Source organism: Streptomyces auratus, from assembly GCF_050433025.1.
GTDB lineage: Bacteria > Actinomycetota > Actinomycetes > Streptomycetales > Streptomycetaceae > Streptomyces > Streptomyces sioyaensis.
Window position 1 is genome coordinate 3434539 of the sequence record NZ_JBNGCB010000003.1, and the last position, 19219, is coordinate 3453757.

General features: G+C 73.7%; 3 protein-coding genes and 1 pseudogene. 1 reads left to right on the forward strand and 3 read right to left on the reverse strand.

The features are described from left to right. Positions 1 to 52 precede the first annotated feature (52 nt). From BKA18_RS34780 to BKA18_RS34790, 3 genes and pseudogenes are all read right to left on the reverse strand, one after another. Positions 53 to 6625, reverse strand: a complete 6573-nt coding sequence (locus tag BKA18_RS34780) for a type I polyketide synthase (protein ID WP_429638791.1) — start codon at positions 6623 to 6625, stop codon at positions 53 to 55. Further along, positions 6623 to 10132, reverse strand: a pseudogene (locus BKA18_RS34785) (type I polyketide synthase); the annotation flags it as partial. The pseudogene BKA18_RS34785 and the gene BKA18_RS34780, both read right to left, overlap by 3 nt. 114 nt (positions 10133 to 10246) lie before the next feature. Beyond that, the gene (locus tag BKA18_RS34790) at positions 10247 to 17689 is read right to left on the reverse strand and encodes an SDR family NAD(P)-dependent oxidoreductase (protein ID WP_366044894.1); all 7443 of its coding nucleotides are present in this window, start codon (positions 17687 to 17689) and stop codon (positions 10247 to 10249) included. Positions 17690 to 18108: 419 nt separating this feature from the next. Here BKA18_RS34790 and BKA18_RS34795 point away from each other — a divergent pair, with 419 nt between their 5' ends. Next, a complete protein-coding gene (locus tag BKA18_RS34795; RefSeq protein ID WP_366044895.1) occupies positions 18109 to 19191 on the forward strand; it encodes a histidinol-phosphate transaminase in 1083 nt (360 codons plus the stop codon). Positions 19192 to 19219 lie beyond the last annotated feature (28 nt).

The following is a 19219-nucleotide window of genomic DNA, read 5'->3' on the forward strand; positions in this document are numbered from 1 at the left end:
TAACGGCCCCTAAAGCTACGGGGGTTGGCCCGCCATATGCGGGGCCGGGGAACTAGTCGAAATGCTCCTCGACGAATGCGAGCAGTTCTTCGGCGGTCGCCGATTCGATGGCGTCCGCGGCCGGGTCCGACAGCCGGCTCTCGGGCGGGGCCGTCGTACGGTCGAGTCGGGCGAGCAGGGCATCGAGCCGGGAGCCGAACCGTGCGCGGGCGCCCTGGCTGTGCGCGGCGTCCAGCAGGGTGTTCTCCAGCCAGTCGAGCTTCTCCAGGATCTCGTGGGTGAGGGCGTCCCGATCGGGTTCGAACCGTGCGCAGAGGAAGTCGGCGACCTCAGCGGGACTCGGGTGGTCGAAGACGAGGGTGGTCGGCAGCGCGAGGCCGCTGACCACGCCGAGCCGGGTGCGCAGTTCGACGGCCATGAGGGAGTCGAACCCCATGTCGGTGAAGGCGCGGTCCACGGCGACGGCCTGCGACGTGGCATGCCCCAGCACCCCCGCGACCTCCGCGCGCACCAGATCCAGCACCGCGCCGCGCCGCGCCTCGGCATCCAGGGCCGCGAGACGCTCGGCCAGTTCCGTCCGGGCGGGCGCCTCATCGGCAGCGGCGGCGGGCTCCGTCAGGTGCCCGAGCAGCGGGCTGGGGCGGTTGCTGGCGAAGACGTGGGCGAAGCGGTCCCAGTCGACATCGACGACCGTGACCGTGGTGTCGTCGTGCTCCAGGGCCTGAGCGAGGGCGGCGGTGGCACCTTCGGGGGAGAGGGCGCGGACTCCGCGGCGCAGCATCTCCTCCTGGAAGCGGTCGTCCGCCATGCCGCCCCCGCTCCAGGGTCCCCACGCGACGGCCGTGCCGACGGCGCCGCGTGCGCGACGCCGCTCGACCAGTGCGTCCAGGTGGGCGTTGGCGGCGGCGTACGAGCCGTTGCCCGCGCTGCCCCAGGTGCCGGCGATGGAGGAGTAGACGACGAACGCCGCCAGGTCGTCCCCCAGCACGTCGTCGAGGATCTCCGCGGCGGTGACCTTCGCGTCGGTCACCGCCGAGAAGCCGTCCCCGGCCAGTTCCGTCAGCGGCTGCTCGGCGGCGACACCCGCCGCGTGCACCACCGCGCGGACGGGGGTGCCGGCGGCGGCGAGGCCCTCGGCCAGCCGGCCGACGGCGTCGCGGTCGGTCACGTCACAGGCCGTCAGGTCGACCGTCGCGCCGAGCGCCTCCAGTTCGGCGCGCAGCGCCTCGGCGCCGGGAGCGGCGGGACCGCGACGGCTGACGAGGACCAGCCGGGACGCCCCCCGCGAGGCGAGCATGCGGGCGGTGTGCGCACCGAGTGCTCCGGTACCGCCGGTGATCAGTACCGCCCCGTCCGTCCACCGGTACGCACCGGATGCATGGGCGTCGGCCCCCGGGGCGTCGTGCGTGTCGGCAGGGGCGAGGCGACGTGCGCGTGCGCCGTCCCCGCGCAGCGCCACCTGGTCCTCCCCGGCGGTCCCGGAAAGGACGGCGGCCAAGCCGGCCGGCTCCCCTTCGGCGGGGAGATCGATCAGACCGCCCCACAGCGCCGGGTGTTCGAGGGCGGCGACGCGACCCAGGCCCCAGACCTGGGCCTGCCAGGGGTCCGGTGCGGCGTCCTCCGGGTCGCTGCGTACCGCGCCCCGCGTCAGCGTCCACAGACGGGTCGAGATGTCCGCGTCGTGCAGGGCCTGCAGGAGCACCAGGGTGGCCAGGGCCCCGGCCGCGACGCCGCGGTGCCCGGTGTCCTCGCCGCCGGACTCCGCCAGCAGGGACACCGTCCCCGCCACCGTGCCGTCGGCCGCGGCACGTTCCTGGAGTTCCTTGGCCAGCGCCGCGCGGTCCGTGCCGTGCGGGTCGACGGTGAGGATACGGGGGTTCGCACCTGCGGCCGCGAGTGCCTGCCGCACGGCGTCGGCCGTCGTGGTGTCGGCTGCATCCCCCGGGACGACGATCCACCAGGTGCCGTCGAGCGCGACGGTCGGGGCGTCCGTGGGCAACCGGTCCCAGGCGACGCGGTAGCGCCAGCCGGCGGCCCGGGCGAGCGTGGTGCTGGTGCGGTGCCAGTCGTGCAGCACCGGCAGCGCGGCCCGCAGGGGCGTCTCCGCATCGAGACCGAGGGTGCGGGTCAGGCCGTCGAGGTCCTGGTCCTCGACCACTTGCCAGAAGCGTGCCTGCGTCGGGTCGCCCACGGAGCCGGTGCCCCGGTCCGCCGTGGTGTCGTCGTCCAGCCAGTAGCGTTCGTGCTGGAAGGCGTAAGTGGGGAGCCTGACCTGCCTGCCCGCCCCGAGCGCCGCCGTCCAGTCGACGGATACGCCGTGGGCGTGCGCGGAGCCGAGCGCCGTGACCACGGTGCGTACCTCGGGGTGATCGCGTCGCGCGGAGGGGAGGGCCGGCTTGTCCGGCCCTGCCAGGGGCGCCAGTGCGGCGTCCGGGCCGAGTTCGACGAGCACGTCGGCGTCGTCCAGGGCGCCGAGGGCGTCGGCGAAGCGGACGGCGTGGCGGGCGTGGTCGAGCCAGTACTCCGCGGAGGCGAAGGGCCGCGAGGTGTCGGCCGACGGGCTGACGGGGAGGGACGGCTGGTGGAAGGTCAGCTCGCCGAGGACCGCCGCGAAGTCGTCGAGCATCGGCTCCATGAGCGGCGAGTGGAAGGCGTGGCTCACCCTCAGCCGGGAGGTAGGGCGGCCCTGTTCACGCCAGTGGTCGGCGATCCGCAGCACATCGGCCTCCGTCCCGGAGACGACGACGGCTTCGGGGCCGTTGACGGCGGCGATCGCCACGTCGGGTACGTCCGCGAGGCCGGCGGCCACCTCATCCTCACCTGCGGCGATCGCGACCATGGCCCCGCCCTCCGGCAGTGCCTGCATCAACCGGCCCCGTGCCACCGCCATCCGTGCCGCGTCCGGCAACGACAGGACCCCCGACACACACGCGGCGGCGATCTCCCCCACCGAATGCCCCGCGAGCGCGGAGAACTGCACGCCCCACGACTGCCACAGGCGGGCCATCGCCACCTCGAACGCGAACAACGCCGGCTGCGCGAACTCCGTCCGCTCCAGCACCTCCGCAGGCTCCGACCACATCACCTCCCGCAACGACCGCCCCAACAACGGGTCGACCACCGCGCACACCTCGTCCAGCACCCCGGCGAACACCGGGAAACGCCTCGCCAACTCACGCCCCATCCCCGGCCGCTGTGCGCCCTGACCGGAGAAGAGGCCCGCCACCCGCCCGGGGCCGGCCGTTCCCGTGGATACCGCCCGGCTCGGCGTCGCCGCGGCCGGGTCCGCGAGTGCGGCGAGCGCGTCGAGCAGCTCCTGCCGGTCCTCGGCCACCAGGACCGCCCGATGGTCGTGAAGCGATCGGGTGGTGACCAACGACCGGGCCACATCGACCGGTTCGAGCCCCGGGTGGCCGAGCAGGTGGGAGTGCAGGGCGCGGGCCTGTGCCGGGAGTCCGGCCGCGCTGCGGGCGGTGAGCACGTACGGCAGCGGGGTCCGGGCCGCGGCGGAGTCCGGCGTGTCCACGGGAGTGCCGCTCTGCGCGGACGTGCCGTGCACAGGTGCTTCCGCGGCGGGCTCGCCGTCGAGGGGATCGCCCTCGGCCAGCACGATGTGCGCGTTCGTGCCGCTGATACCGAACGACGACACGCCGGCCCGGCGCGGCCGGTCGCCCCGGGGCCAGGGGCGTTCCTCGGTGAGGAGCCGCACGGCCTTCGACGACCAGTCCACCTCGGGTGACGGCGATTCGGCGTGCAGCGTGCGGGGCAGCAGTTCGTGCCGCAGCGCCTGCACCATCTTGATCACACCGCCGACCCCGGCCGCCGCCTGTGCGTGGCCGATGTTCGACTTCAGCGACCCGAGGTACAGCGGCCGCTCCACCGCGCGCTCCCGGCCGTAGGTCGCGATCAGGGCCTGGGCCTCGATCGGGTCGCCCAGCCGGGTGCCGGTGCCGTGCGCCTCGACGGCGTCGACCTCGGCGGCCGCGATACCCGCCTGCGCGAGCGCGGCCTCCACGACACGCTGCTGGGCGGGACCGCTCGGGGCGGTCAGGCCGTTGGACGTACCGTCCTGGTTCACGGCGGAGCCATGGACCACGGCGAGGACCTCGTGTCCCGACCGGCGCGCGTCGGACAGCCGTTCCACGACGAGCAGGCCTGCGCCCTCCGACCAGCCGGTGCCGTCCGCGTCGGCGGAGAACGACTTGCACCGGCCGTCCGCGGCCAGGCCGCCCTGCCGGCTGAACTCGACGAAGATGTGCGGTGACGCCATCACGGTGGCTCCGCCCGCCAGCGCGAGATCACACTCGCCCCGGCGCAGCGCCTGGCAGGCGAGGTGCAGGGCGACCAGCGAGGACGAGCAGGCGGTGTCGAGCGTGACCGCCGGGCCCTGCAGCCCGAGAAGGTAGGAGATCCGCCCCGACATCACGCTGTTGCTGTTGGCTATGCCGATGATCCCCTCAAGGCTCGCCGGCGTGCTGCTCAGACGCGACAGGTAGTCGTTGTACATGGTGCCGACGAACACACCGGTACGGCTGCCGCGCAGTGTGCCGGGTGCGATCCCCGCGTGCTCCACGGCTGCCCAGGACGCCTCCAGGAGCAGCCGCTGCTGCGGGTCCATGGCCAGCGCCTCACGGGGCGAGATACCGAAGAAGTCCGCGTCGAACCCGGCGGGGTCGTCTAGGAATCCACCCTCGCCGGCGTAGGTGGTACCGGCCCGGGAGCGGTCCGGGTGGTGGAGGCTCGCCAGGTCCCACCCCCGGTCGGTGGGGAACCCGGTGACGGCGTCCCGGCCCTGCGCGACGAGCTGCCACAGATCCTCGGGGGACGCGACGCCACCCGGGTAGCGGCAGGCCATCCCGACGATGGCGACGGGTTCGTCGGCGACGGCCGTCCCGGGCGTGGCGGGCTGCCGGGGGCGTGGCGACGGCTCGGTGGCCAGCGCGCTCTCCAGGTGCCGGGCGAGCGCGCCGGCGGTCGGATGGTCGAAGACCAGTGTCGCCGGCAGACGGACACCGGTCGCGGCCGAGAGCCGGTTGCGCAGTCGCACGGACATGAGGGAGTCGAAACCGAACTCGCCCAGCGGGCGCTCCGCGTCGACCGCGCTCATGTGGTGGTGCCCGACCGCCGAGGCGATCTCGGTCCGTACGAGGTCGGACAGTGCCTTGCCGCGGTCCGCGGCCGGAAGGGCGGCCAGCTTCTCGGCCGTCGATCCGGGCGCGGCCGTCGCGCTGGACGCCGTCGTGCGGCGCGGCGCGGGACGCAGCGCCGTGAAGAGCGGGGCGGGCCGGGCGGCGGTGAACAGCGGCAGGAATCGTGGCCACGCCACGTCGGCCAGGACCCGGTTCGCGCCGAGGGACACCGCCGTCGACAGCGCCGCCATGGCGTCGTCGACCCGGAGCGGGGTGAGGCCCTGCCGTCGCAGCCGTCGCTCCAGGTCGGCGTCGACCATGCCGCCGCCCGACCAGGGGCCCCAGGCGAGCGCCGTGCCGGCCAGACCGCGTGCCCGGCGCCGGGCGGCCAGCGCGTCCAGCACGGCGTTGCCCGCCCCGTACGCGCTCTGCCCCGCACCTCCCCAGACGCCGGAGACGGAGGAGAAGACGACGAAGGCGTCCAAGTCGGCTTCGCCGAGCACCTCGTCGAGGACCCGGGCACCGCCCGCCTTGCCCTCCAGGACGGCGTGGAACCGGTCGGGGGTGGTCTCCAGCAGCGGTGTCTCGTCGGCGACGCCCGCCGCGTGGAACACCGCGCGGACGGGGGCGCCCGACTCCGCCGCCTCGCGCACCAGCTCGGCCATGGCGGACCGGTCGGTGACATCGGCGGCGACGATCCGTACCGGAGTGCCGGTGGCGGCCAGCTCGGCCAGCAGTTCCCGCGCGCCGGGCGCCTTCGGACCCCGGCGGGAGACGAGCAGGAGGGAGCAGCCGCCCAGCCCCGCGACCCAGCGCGCGACATGACCGCCCAGCGCACCGGTGCCCCCGGTGATCACCACGGTGCCGGACGGCGTCCAGTCGGCGGGCGGTTGGACCGGCCGGTCCGGCTTGACCAGGCGGCGTACGGACACCCCGTCGGGCCGCAGGCGAAGGTGGTCCTCGCCGGTGTCCGCGGAGAGCAGCCCGGCCAGGCAGTCGAGCTGGGGCCGTACACCGGCCGGGGGCAGATCGACCAGGCCGCCCCAGCGGTCCGGGAGTTCCAGGGCTGCCGCCCGGCCCGCGCCCCACACGGCGGCCGTGTCGAGCGCGTCGTCGGACTCATGGGTCAGGCACCACACCGGGGCGTCCACACCGGCGTCGGTGAGCGCCTGCAGCACGGTGACGAGGATGTCCGGGTGGGCGGCGAAGAGCAGCACACCGTCCGGGTCGGTGGCGGTGTGTGTGACGTCGATCAGCCGTGCTGCGAGACCGGGGCGGTCCAAGGTGGCGTCGAGGTCGACGGCGAGCGTGTGCGCGGCCAGGTCGCGGGTCCAGGAGACGTCCGTCGCCGGTGGCGCGAGGACGATCCAGGTGCCGGGGAGCCGGTCGGCGCGCGGCGGGTCGGGCAGCAGCCGCCAGGTGACCTCGTAACCGAGGCGGTGGAGGTGTTCGTCCGCCCGTGCCGTCGGCAGGGTGGTGTCGGCCGCCCGCAGCACCAGTTCCCCGAGAGTGAGGACCGGGTCCCCGGCGCTGGTGGCCGCGTCCAGGCGAAGGGTCTCGGTGCCGGTCCTCAGACGTACGCGCACTTCGCGGGCGCCGGGGGAGTGCACGGTGGCCCGGCCGAAGGCGAACGGCAGCCGGACCTGCTGACCGGAGTCGTCGGCGGCTGCCAGCGGGTGCAGGGCGGCGTCCAACAGCGCGGGATGGCAGCCGTAGCGGCCGTCGTGGGCCCCCTCGGGGAGGGCGACCTCGGCGTACAGCTCGTCGCCGGAGCGCCACAGCGCCCGCAGGCCGCGGAAGACCGGGCCGTAGCCGTAGCCACGGGCGGCGAGGGTGTCGTAGAGCTCCTCGACCGGCATCTCCTCGGCGCCCCGCGGCGGCCACTGGCCCACCGCCCACTCGGCGTCGGCGGGAGGATTCCCCTGAGGGGAGGGCTCGGGGGGCTCTTCCGCGAGCCGTCCCGTGGCGTACTCCACCCAGTCGCCGTCGCCGCTCCGGCCCCGGATGACCAGCGCGCGCTCCGGCTCTCCCGGCGGTTCGACCCAGACCTGGATGTCGGCGCCCGCGGCGGGCAGCACGAGCGGGGTCTGGACGACGAGGTCGGCGACCTGGCGGCATCCCACCTGATGGGCGGCCCGCAGGGCGAGTTCCAGGAAGCCGGTGCCGGGGAAGAGCACGGCACCGGAGACCGCGTGGTCGGCGAGCCAGGGGTCCCGGTCGGGCGCGATCCTGCCGCTGAGCACCACGCCGCCCTGGCCCGGCAGTTCCACGATGCCGGACAGCAGGGGGTGGTCCAGCGCGTCGGTACCGTCACCCGTCAGGGCGGGGGGCGCGAGCCAGTAGCGCCGGTGCTGGAAGGGGTAGGGGGGCAGGTCGGCACGGGGAGCGGCCGGGAAGAGGGCCGTCCAGTCGACGTCGACGCCGTGCGCGTGGGCCTCGCCGAGCGCGGTCAGCAGCGTCAGGGTCTCGCTCCGCTCACGGCGGCAACTCGGCAGCACCGTATGACCGCTGTCGATCAGCGGTGCCAGGACCGTGTCGGGGCCGATCTCGATGACGACGTCCGCCTCCGCGAGGCCCGTGACCGCGTCGTGGAACCGCACCGCCCGACGGGCGTGGTCGACCCAGTAGGCCGCGGTGGCGAACGGATGCGTGGTCTCGGCCGACGCGCTCACCGGCAGCGTCGGCTCCCTCCGGTCCAGCTCGTCCGCCACCGCACGCAGCTCGTCCAGCACCGGCTCCATCAACGGCGAGTGGAACGCGTGGCTGACCCGTAGCCGGCTCGTGCGCCGACCACGCTCGCGCCATGTCCCGGCGACCCGCTCGACCTCCGCACGGGCACCGGAGACGACCACCGCCTCCGGGCCGTTGACCGCGGCGATGCCCACGAGCGCCGGGTCGCCCAGCGTCGCGGCGACCTCCTCCTCGCCCGCGGCGACGGCCAGCATCGCTCCGCCCTCCGGCAACCGCTGCATCAGCCGGCCGCGCGCCACGGCCAACCGGGCGGCGTCGTCCAGGGACAGTGCCCCGGACACCACCGCGGCGGCGATCTCTCCCACGGAGTGCCCCGCGAGCACGGAGAACTCCACGCCCCAGGACTGCCACTGGCGCGCCATCGCCACCTCGAAAGCGAACAGGGCGGGCTGTGCGAACTCGGTCCGCTCCAGCTGCTCGGCGGGCCCCGACCACATCACCTCCCGCAGCGACCGCCCCAACAGGGGATCGACCACCGCGCACACCTCGTCCAGCACCCCGGCGAACACCGGGAAGTCCTGCGCCAGTTGACGGCCCATCCCGACGTGCTGAGCGCCTTGGCCGGAGAAGACAGCCGCCACCCGGCCGCCGCCGGCGGCCACGGGAGTGACCTCACCCAGCCCGGCCAGCACGGTGTCGCGGTCACCCGTGACCACCGCGCGGTGCTCGAACGCCGTCCGGTGCACCGCCGACTCCCGCGCCGCCCGCACGAGGGACAGCTCCGGCCGGGCCGCCAGGTGCTCCCGCAGCGCCGCCGCCTGTGCCCGCACCGCCCCCGGCGTCCTGCCCGACAGCACCAGCGGTACCGAGGTCCGATCCCACGGGGCCGAGGGCTTTGCCGCACTCTCCCCGGCGGGCTCGGGGACGAACTCCTCCACGATCACATGCGCGTTGGTGCCGCTCATCCCGAAGGAGGACACCCCGGCCCGCCGCGGGCGGTCCCCGACCCGCTCCCACGCCCGCTCCCGCGCCAGCAGCGCGACCGTCCCGGCGGACCAGTCGACCTCCGTCGACGGACGCTCCGCATACAGGCTCCGCGGAAGGACGCCGTGCCGCAGCGCCTGCACCATCTTGATCACGCCACCGACGCCCGCGGCCGCCTGGGTGTGCCCGATGTTGGACTTCAACGAACCGAGCCACAGCGGCCGTTGTGCCGAACGACCCCGGCCGTACGTCGCCATCAAGGCCTGTGCCTCGATGGGGTCGCCCAGCCGCGTTCCCGTCCCGTGCGCCTCCACCGCATCGATCTCGTCCGCGCTCAGACGGGCATTGCGCAGAGCCGCGTCGATGACGCGCTGCTGGGCGGGGCCGCTCGGCGCCGTCATCCCGTTCGAGGCACCGTCCTGGTTGACCGCGCTGCCCCGCACCACCGCCAGGACCTCGTGTCCCAGCCGCCGCGCGTCCGACAGACGCTCCACGGCCAGCACGCCCACACCCTCGGACCAGCCGGTTCCGTCCCCGTCGTCGGCGAAGGAGTGGCAACGGCCGTCGGTGGACAGCACCCGCTGACGGCTGTACTCGACGAAGAAGGTGGGGCCGGCCATGATCGCGACCCCGCCGGCCAGCGCCAGATCGCACTCGCCCGCACGGAGCGACTGGCATGCCAGGTGCAGGGAGACGAGCGAGGACGAGCACGCCGTGTCGACGGTGACGGCGGGACCCTCCAGGCCGAAGTGGTAGGCGACCCTGCCGACGGCCATGCTGCCCGCGCTGCCCATGTGGACGTAGCCCTCGAACCCGTCGGGGGCCGTGGTGAAACGGCTGCCGTAGTCGTGGTGCATGACACCCGTGAACACGCCCGTGCGGCTGCCGCGCAGGGTGGCGGGGCGGATGCCCGCGCTCTCCAGCGCCTCCCAGGACGTCTCCAGGAGCAGCCGCTGTTGCGGGTCCATGGCCAGCGCTTCTCGTGGGCTGAGTCCGAAGAAGTCGGCGTCGAAGAGGTCGATGTCGCTGAGGAAGCCGCCTTCGCGGGTGTACGACTTCCCGACGGCGTCCGGGTCGGGGTCGTAGAGGCCGGCCACGTCCCAGCCGCGGTCCTGCGGGAAGCCGCTGATGGCGTCGCGCCCCTCCGTGACGAGCCGCCACAGGTCATCGGCGCCGTGCACCCCGTCCGGGTAGCGGCAACCGATGCCCACGATCGCGATCGGCTCGTGGTGCTTCGTCTCGGCGTCCCGCAGCCGCAGTCGGGTCTTCTGCAGATCGGTGGTGACTTTGCGCAGGTATGCGACGAGCTGGCTGTCGTCAGTTGTCATGTCTAGCACCTATCGGCTTCGCGGCTGTCCGCCCGGAACAGGGCGCGACGGGAACAGGAGTGGTGGCAGAGGATCGGTGGCGGCCCCGCCCGGGGCCGGCGGGGCCGCCCGGCGTCAGATGTCCCCCAACTCGGTGTCGATGAACTGCATCAGCTCGGCGGCGCTGGCCGAGGCGAGCCCGTCCGCCTCGGCGACCGGCCGGGCGTCGAGTGCGGCCAGCCGGTCCAGCAGCTCGGTGAGACGGCCGGCCAGGGCCTGGCGGGTGGCGGCATCGGTGAGCGGCGACAGGACCCGGTTCTGGAGGTCCTCGACCACCTCCAGCAGCGGCCGGTCGGCCGGTGCGGCGCCGGCCGCGCCGAAATCGAGGTGCCCCAGAAGATGCCGCGCCAGCGCGTTCGGCGTCGGATGGTCGAAGACCAGCGTGGCGGGCAGCTTGACGCCGATGAGACCGGCGAACCTGTTGCGCAGTTCCACGGACATCAGGGAGTCGAACCCGATCTCCTTGAGCGCACGGTCGGGACTGACCCGCTCGGGTCCGGACTCGCCGATGAGTGCCGCCACATGGGTCTGCACGACCTCGGTCAGGGCGGGGAGCCGCTCGGCGTCCGGCAGTGCGGCGAGCCGCTGTGTGAGGCCCTGCGTCTCACCCTCGGGACGCCGGCCGTCCGACGGTGCCTGGTGCTCGGGGGCGGCCTTCTCCTCGAACGAGCCGAGCAACGGACTGGGCCGGGAGGCGGTGAACGCGGGCAGGAAGCGCGACCAGGTGATGTCGGCCACCACCGGGTCCCCCGTGCGGTCCGACATGATGGCCTGCTCCATGGCCTGGAGGGCGGCGGGCACCAGGAGCGGGGTCAGACCACGCTTGCGCAGTTCCCGTTCGTCGTGCTCGGTCAGCATGCCGCCGCCCGCCCACGGCCCCCAGGCGACGGAGACCGCGCGCTTGCCCTGCTCGCGGCGGCGCCGGGCGAGTGCGTCGAGGCAGGCGTTGCCGGCGGCGTACCCGGCCTGGCCCGCGGCGCCCCAGACGCCGGAGATGGAGGAGAACAGGACGAAGTCGTCGAGGTCCGGCAGTAGTTCGTCGAGCAGCAGGGCACCCTCGACCTTGGCCGCCATCTGGGCCGCCAGCTCCTCGGCCCCGGTCTCCGCGATCCGCACGTCCCGGACCACGCCCGCGGCATGGACCACGGTGCGTACCGGGGCTCCCTCCGCTGCCAGGGCGTCAATCAGGCCGCTCATCGCGGCACGATCCGTCACATCGACGGCGACGGCCTCCGCCGTGGCGCCGAACGCGCGGATGCCCTCCAGCAGTTCGGTGGCGCCTGGGGCCGCCGAGCCCTGACGGGAGAGGAGGAGAATACGGTCGGCGCTGCCCTGCTCGGCGATCCGGCGGGCGACGTGCCCGCCGAGACCGCCGGTCCCGCCGGTGATCAGCACGGTGCCCTTGGGCGTCCAGGTACCGGCCTGCGGCGCGGGCGTGGTCACGAGCCTACGAGCCCACAGCTGTCCGTCGCGAACGGCGAGTTGGTCCTCGTCGTCCTGGTCGTCGGCGCCGTCGTCGGTGAGGATCCCGGCCAGCGCCCGCCGCGTCGCGTCGTCGATCCGCTCGGGCAGATCCACCAGTCCGCCCCAGCGGTCGGGCAGTTCCAGTCCGGCCACCCGGCCGAGCCCCCAGACACCCGCCGCCCGCACGTCGGCGGTGGGGTCGTCGACCGTCCCCACTCCGACGGCGCGGCTCGTGACGCACCAGACCGGGCCGGTCGGGTGCCCGGCGACCTCGTGCAGGGCGGCGAGCAGATCCTCCGCGGCTCCGGCGCCGACGAGCACCCCGTCCGGCGCGGTCGAGCGGTCCCAGGAAGCGGCGGTGAGCGGGTCTTCGAAGAGGGAGCCGAGCGCCGGGGGCACCTCGCCGAGCAGGAGCCAGTTCCCGGGCACCCGGTCGGCCGTGGCGGCCCGCCCCAGTTGCCGCCACGTCTCTGAGAACCACCCGGTGCGGCCGGTCGCCCCCGCCGCTTCCAGCTGTGCGCGCTCGATGGAGCGCAGGATGAGGCCCTCCATGGCGAGGACGGGGGACCCGGCGTCGTCCGCGATCCACACGGCGGCGGAGTCGGCGTCCGCCCGGATTCGCACCCGCAGCCGCCGGGCATCCGAGGAGAACAGGGACACGCTGTTGAAGGAGAACGGCAGCCGGACCTCGCCGGCCTCGTAGAGGCTGCCGGTGATCGGCAGGGCATGCAGGGCGGCGTCCAGCAGTGCGGGGTGGATACCGAACCCGCGCGGCTGCCGCGCGGGGAGCATGACCTCCGCGAAGAGGTCGCCGGCACGCTCCCAGAGGGCCTTGGTGCCCCGGAAAGCCGGGCCGTACTCGTAGCCACGGGCCGCGAGCTCCTCGTAGAACGAGCGGCCGACAAGCTGCCGCGCACCGGCCGGGGGCCAGACCCCGCCGGTCCAGTCGCCGTCGCGGAAGCCTGCGGTGTCGGCGGTCCGCGCCGCGAGGAGACCGGTGGCGTGCAGCGTCCAGTCGCCGCCGGTCTCCCTGGTACGGATCTGCAGTTCACGCTCGGCGTCCTGGCCCGGCCCCACCCACACCTGGAGGTCGCGGGGCTTGCCCTCGGCGAACACCATCGGCGCGCGCAGGACGAGTTCGTCGACCGACCCGGCGCCGGCCGCGCGGGCCGCTTCGAGCGCGAGCTCGACGAAGCCCGTGCCGGGCAGCAGCACCGTGCCCATGACGACGTGATGCGACAGCCACGGATCGCTGCCGGGTGCCAGCCTGCCGGACAGCAGCAGGCCGCCGTCACCCGGCAGATCCGTGCGCGAGGTGAGCATCGGGTGCGGCTGCGGATCCGCTCCCGCGGCACCGGCGGTGGCGTCCGACGCGGAGTCCCAGTAGCGCTGCCGCTGGAAGGCGTACGTGGGCAGGTCGGCACGGGGAGCGGGCGGCAGGAGCGCGGCCCAGTCGACGTCGGCGCCATGGGCATGGGCCCGGCCCAGCGAGGTGAGGACGGTGTGCGTCTCGGACCGGTCGCGCCGGGTGCTGGCCAGGACGGTGTGACCGGTCTCGATCAGCGGGGCCAGGGCGGCGTCCGGGCCGACCTCGATCAGGATGTCGGCCTCGGCGAGCTGCCCTACGGCGTCGCCGAACCGTACGGCGTTGTGCACGTGGTCGACCCAGTAGGCGGCGGTGTCGACGGGGCAGGTGGTGTCGGCGGTGGCACGGAGCGGGACGGTCGGCGGCCGGAAGCGCAGCTCCTCCACCACCGAGCGGAACTCGTCGAGGATCGGCTCCATGAGCGGTGAGTGGAAGGCGTGGCTCACCCGGAGCTCGGCGACACGTCGGCCGCGTGCGCGCCAGACCTTGCCCACGCGTGCCACCTCGTCGCGGGCACCGGAGACGACGACCGCCTCGGGCCCGTTGACCGCGGCGATTCCGACGAGCGCGGAATCGCCCAGTGTGGCCGCCACCTCGTCCTCGCCCGCGGCGACGGCGAGCATGGCGCCCCCGCCGGGCAGGGACTGCATCAGCCGGCCGCGGGCCACCACCAGCCGCGCCGCGTCCGGCACCGTCAGCACCCCGGCGACCACGGCGGCGGCGATCTCGCCCACCGAGTGACCCACGACAGCCGTGAACGACACGCCCCAGGACTGCCACAGCCGGGCCAGCGCCCACTCGAACGCGAACAGCGCGGGCTGTGCGAACTCCGTCCGGCCCAGTAGTTCCGGATCGTCGGACCACATCACTTCCCGCAGTCCACGTCCGAGCATCGGGTCGAGGTGGCCGCACACCTCCGTCAACGCCTCGTCGAACACCGGGAAGTCCGCGGCCAGTTGCCGGCCCATCCCCGCGCGCTGCGCGCCCTGGCCGGAGAACACGGCCGCCACCCTGCCGGACCCGGCGAGCACCGGGGAGACGTCGCCGAGACCGGCCCGGACCTCCTCCCGGTCGCCCGTGACCACGGCGCGGTGCTCGAACGCCGTACGGCGCGTGGCCAGCTCCCGGGCGACGTGCGCCAGCGGCAGCTCCGGGTGCGACGCGAGGTGCTCCCGCAGCGCCCGCGCCTGCTCGCGTACGGCGTCCGGAGTCTTGCCGGAGAGCACCAGCGGCATCGCCACGTCCGCCCAGGGGACGCCGGACTCCGCGCCCCGGGAGGTCACAGGAGTCTGCGGCGCGCACTCCTCCAGGATGATGTGCGCGTTCGTCCCGCTGATCCCGAAGGCGGACACACCGGCCCGGCGCGGGCGACCGTCGGCACGATCCCACGCGCGCTCCTCGGCCAGCAGCTCGACCGTCTCCGACGACCACTCCACCTCCGTCGTCGGATGGTCCGCGTACAGGCTGCGCGGCATCACACCGTGCTGCAGCGCCTGCACCATCTTCACCACCCCGGCCACCCCGGCCGCCGCCTGCGCGTGCCCGATGTTCGACTTCAAGGAACCGACGTACAACGGACGTTCGGCGGGGCGATCGCTCCCGTACGTCGCGATCAGCGCCTGTGCCTCGATGGGGTCGCCCAGCCGCGTCCCGGTGCCGTGCGCCTCCACCACGTCGATGTCCGCGGCGCGCAAGCCGGCACTGTCCAGCGCGGCCCGGATCACCCGCTGCTGGGCGGGGCCGCTGGGCGCGGTGAGGCCGTTGGAGGCGCCGTCCTGGTTGACGGCGCTCCCCCTGACCACCGCCAGCACGTCATGGCCCAGTCGCCGCGCGTCGGACAGCCGCTCCACCACCAGCACGGCCACGCCCTCGGCCATGCCGAAGCCGTCGGCATCGGCGGAGAACGGTTTGGAACGGCCGTCGGGCGCGAGCGCGCGGAGCCTGCTGAACTCGATGAACAGTCCGGCCTCGGCCATCACCGTCGCCCCGCCCACCAGCGCCAGGTCGCTCTCGCCGCGGCGCAGCGACTGACCCGCCAGGTGCAGCGCCACCAAGGAGGAGGAGCAGGCCGTGTCGAGGGTGAGGGCGGGACCTTCCAGGCCCAGGACGTAGGACAGCCGGCCGGAGACCACGCTGGAGGTGGTACCCGTCATCACATAGCCCTCCAGGTCGGGCCGTGCCTGGTGCAGCGGCCGGCCGTACGGCAGGCTCATGACGCCGGTGAAGACACCGGTCCGGCTGCCGCGCAGGGTCGCACTGTCGATCCCGCCGCGCTCCAGCGCTTCCCACGACGTCTCCAGCAGCAGCCGCTGCTGCGGGTCCATCGCCCGTGCCTCACGCGAGGAGATGCCGAAGAAGGCGGCGTCGAACTCGGCCACGCCGTCGAGCAGAGCGGCTTCGCGCTGATACGAGGTGCCCGGCTGCGAGGCGTCGGCGTCGTACAGCGCGGTGAGGTCCCAGCCGCGGTCGGCCGGGAAGGCCGCGACCGCGTCCCGCCCTTCGTGCACCAGCTGCCACAACTCGTCCGGGGACCTGACCCCGCCGGGGAACCGGCAGGCCATGCCGACGATGGCGAGCGGCTCGTCGGGGTCGGCCGGCGCCGTCGTCGTCGCGGCCGGGGCCGGGGCCGGGGCCGGTGCGTCGCCGCCGAGCACCGCGCGCACCAGTTCCTCCGCCAGCGCGCGCGGAGTGGGGTGGTCGAACAAGACCGTCACGGGCAGCCGCAGCCCGGTCACCTCGACCAGCCGGTTGCGGACCCGCAGGGCACCCGCGGAGTCCACCCCCAGCGACCAGAACGCCTCGTCCGTGCCGATGGCCCGCGCCATCGGCTCGATGTGCGCGGCCACGGCGTCCGTCACGAGGCGGAGGGCCTCGTCGACGCGTTGTGCCGGGGCGCACCCGAGCAGTCGCTCACGCAGTCCGGTGCCGGGCCCGGTGCCGCCGCTGCCGGTGGCGTCCGCCGTGTCCAGGTCGAGCCGGTAGGGAGGCAGCGAGACGCGGCGGGCGACGGGCAGGACGGTGCTCCAGTCGGGGGCGACGCCGTGCAGGTGCGCCTCGGCCAGGGCGCGCAGGTAGCGGTCGTGGCCCGCGTCGTCACGACGCATCGTGTCGAGGACGACGACGTCGCGGCCGAGGTGCGCGGCGGTCTCCTCGATCGGCAGGGTGAGCACCGGGTGCGGGCTCATCTCCACGAACACCCGGTGGCCCTGGCCGAGCAGTTCCTCGATGACCTGCTGGAACCGGGCGGGCTCGCGAAGGCTGCGGAACCAGTGCTCGGCATCCAGGTCGCCGGTGTCGAGCGGATCGGTCGTGGTGGACGTGTACACGGGTATCCCGGTGACGCGCGGCCGTACCGCAGCGGCCTCCTGCACGAGGTACTCGTGGGCGGGCTCCATGCGCCACGAGTGCCCGGCGATCCCGATGGGCAGCAGTGTGGCCCGCACGTCCCGGGCGCGCAGCCGCTCCAACAAGGCCGTCGCGGACTCGGTGGTGCCCGCGACGACCGTGGAGCCGGGGCCGTTGACGACCGCGATGTCCAGGTCCAGATCCCACTCGGCGACCAGCGCGGTGACCTGCTCGGCGGGGAGCGCCACGGCGACCATCTCCCCGTTGCCCTGGAGCCGCGCCAGCGCCTTGCTGACGGCGGCGACCAGCCGCGCGCCGTCCGCCACGGTGAGCGCTCCGGCGGCGGTCACCGCCGCGATCTCGCCGAAACTGTGGCCCACGACCGCCGCGGGCGTGACGCCGTTCGACCGCCACAGCTCCGCGAGCGAGACCATGACGGCGAACAGGGCCGGCTGGATCACCTCGACCCGCTCCAGCGGGAGGGCCCCGGAGAGCACGTCGTCGAGCTCGAAGTCCACGAACGGGCGCAACTCCCGTGCACATTCGGCCAGTTTGTCGCGGAAGACCGGGGTCGTCGCGGCGAGTTCGCGCGCCATCCCCACCCACTGGGCGCCCTGGCCCGGGAAGACGAACACCGCGGACTGTGGTCCACCGCTCCCGGCCCGAACCGCCGCGTCGCCCGCCCGGCCCTCGGCCACCGCGCGAAGAGCTGAGACGACGGCATCCCGGTCGGCCACGGCGACCATCGCCCGGTGCGGCCAGAGCGTGCGTGCCGTGGCCTGGGTGAAGGCGGCGTCGGCCACGGAGATGTCCGTACGCTCCTGGAGGTGAGCCGCCAGACGGCCGGCATGGGCGCGCAGACCGGCCTCGGTACGGCCGGACAGCAGCAGCGGGACGGTGCCGGCAGTCGTGGCATCCGGGGCGCTCGTGCGGTCCCGGGGCCTGAGCGCGCGCAGCTGCGCCGCGCGCTCCTCGGCGTCGTCGCAGAGCGGGCCGTAGTGCTCGGCACCGGCCGTCTCCAGAGCCAGCGCCACCGCCACGCCGCCGGTCTCGTCGTGGACGACGACCAGCGCGGGGCGATCCGCGCGCAGACACGTCTCGGCCGTCGCGAAGATCGAGCCGGAGTCCCGCGGAGCACGCACGCTCACACCGGGGACGTCGTCCCAGTCCGGCTGGTCCTTCTCGTCCGTCCGTGCGAGCAGAACCACCACACGGCTGCGGGCGGACGGAACCACGTGGGCGTCCTCGATCGCGGCCCAGAGCGTCGACGACACCGAAGCGACGCCGAATTCCTCCTGGCGGCCCACACCCACGACGACGACGCGCTGCATTCCTGCTGTCATACCGAACAACCCAAGCAAGAGGCGCCTGGCCGCAACACCCCTATCACCCCCGAATGCGGTGCGCGGGGCTGCGGGGTGCTGATTCACCGGTCGGTAATGCGCTGCCAGGAAATCAGGCGTGCCGCGGAGCGAATTCCGGCGCGGGCCGGAAAACGTGGCGGCAGTACGTGACGTGAGGGGGGCATAGGGGGTTGCCCGGCAACGGAGCCGACCGGCAGCTTGTTGACAAGGTCTGGCGATACCGCTGCCGGGACGGCGGGGGTGAAAGCGAACGGGCCGTCAGCACCGGACGCCGCCGGCCACGTGCCCATTCCACCCTGTGCGGAAGCGAGCGGAATCCTCAACGCCATTCCCTTGGCTCAGCGTCCCCTTACGTGTCTTCCACTCCATTCGATCTCAGGGAAGGTGTGTGTTCTGATATGCCAGGACCACGGCCGCGTCCAGAACTGCACTCCATTGCCGTGCACGCGGCGAGCCGGTCGGGCGGCGCGCCCACTGCGGAATTCACGCACCTGCTGGCGGCGAACGAGAACCCCTACGATCCGCTGCCCGGCGTCCTGGACGCGGCGATCGCGGCTACCAGGCGGTTCAACCGCTACCCGGATATCGGCTGCGCACGACTGATAGCCGCACTGGCACACAGGTTTGACCTGCCGCCCACCCGATTCGCAGCCGGCGCGGGATCGGTGGGCGTGATCCAGTCGCTCATCCAGGCGATGGCCGCCCCAGGGGACGAAGTGATGTACGCCTGGCGGTCATTCGAGGCCTACCCCGTCATCACCAAGGCCATCTGCGGCGCGACCCCGGTCGCGGTTCCGTTGACCGACGAGGGGTACCACGACCTCGACGCCATGGCGGAGCGTGTCACCGCACGGACTCGGCTGATTTTCCTCTGCACCCCCAACAACCCCACCGGCAGGACGGTGGGCCGCGACGAATTGGTGGATTTCCTCGCCCGCGTTCCCGAGGACGTGCTCGTTGTCCTGGATGAGGCCTACGCCGAGTTCGTGTCCGACAAGGACGCGGCGGACGGCATCACCGTATGCCGCGAATACCCCAATGTCGCCGTGGTGCGGACCTTCTCCAAGGCATTCGGCCTGGCTGGATTGAGGATCGGCTTCGCCATCGCCCCGGAAGCCGTCGCAGCGGCGCTGCGCACAATGGCGACCTATGGGGTCAGCCAGATCGGGCAGGAGGCGGCAATCGCTTCCCTGGCCGCATCGGACGACGTCATGAAGCGGGTCGACCTGGTCATTGCCGAGCGGCACCGGATGGAGGACGCCCTCATCGAGCAGGGCTGGCCGGTCTCATGCTCCCAGGCCAACTTCCTCTGGCTCCCGCTCCGCGGGCGCAGTGCGGAATTCGCCGGCGTCTGTGCCCGTGCAGGTATCGGGGTACGGGTGCTTGCCGAGGACGGGGTCCGGGTCACTGTGGGCGCCCGGGAATCCAACGATCTCTTTCTGGCCACGGCGGCGAATTTCCGGCTGGAGCATGACCAGTAGCCGTTCTCCGCGTGAGCCGGGTGGAAGA